The organism is Natronococcus sp. JC468 (assembly GCF_012163165.1).
Classification (GTDB): domain Archaea; phylum Halobacteriota; class Halobacteria; order Halobacteriales; family Natrialbaceae; genus Natronococcus; species Natronococcus jeotgali.
Window position 1 is genome coordinate 1 of the sequence record NZ_JAAVUO010000112.1, and the last position, 923, is coordinate 923.

The following is a 923-nucleotide window of genomic DNA, read 5'->3' on the forward strand; positions in this document are numbered from 1 at the left end:
CACTATCGACGACGAAACAGCTATTAGACGATCCGTGGTTTGGTCAGTCGCAGGATTCTCATAGGTGTTGAAATGCTATTACTTAGACATATTCTGAACAAAACCGCTGGTCAATGAGGGATACTTATTGACCTGATGACCAATTTTCTGTTAAAAAGAGGTAGGTCTCACCGAATAGAATGAGTGCAAGAATCCCAACGGGGACGGCCCATATACCACCAATGTTCAATATTTCCAGTAGAACTCCGACAGCTATACCAGCGATCAAGAACAGGATACGCGAACCGAGTGACTCGCGTTTGGAGGATTGCTCAGGCATTATCTATAGCACGTTGTTGGGGAGTTTAAAAGCTATATCCCATTGAATTCTTGGCACTAACTATCGCGCTACTTCCTTTCTTGAATCATTCAAAGTGACCGATCAAGATTATGAACGAGACAAGCAATATTGAGTTCACGGAATTGCTTCCACCATCGTCGTGAGCGGACGAACGCACCGTATTTCCGTTTGAGCGTTGAGTTTACAGTCTCGGATTGACTCCGCTGACCGTAGAGAGCACCGTCTAAGCGTGCGTTCCATGCCTTGTGGAGCGATGTAAACTCACGATGCTTGATCAGTGGGCGAACCTCGTGGTGACGGGCAAGTCGTCTGATTTTCTGGTCGTCGTATCCCTTGTCGCCAAGGAGAACCGCTACTTCACCGGTATTTCGCTTGATGAGCGACGGCGCAATTTGCGAGTCATGTTTTCGGGTCGTCGTCACATATAAGTCGATGATTGCGTTGGACCTCGTGTCTACGAGGAGCGTGACTTTCAACTGCTGAATCGTCAGCTTCGTCCGCTCTGTATAGTCGGTAGTTCCCATCGTTGCTGATTGCTGACTCGATTTCTGGAGCAAAGCGAACAAGATCAGAGCACCGAATT

The 923-nt window shown here is 47.7% G+C and carries 1 protein-coding gene; it reads right to left on the bottom strand.

Translation table 11 applies throughout. The features are described from left to right. Window positions 1-408: 408 nt before the first annotated feature. Window positions 409-923 (bottom strand): transposase (locus GWG54_RS20600; RefSeq protein ID WP_245242904.1); only part of this gene is annotated, 515 nt, incomplete at its 5' end.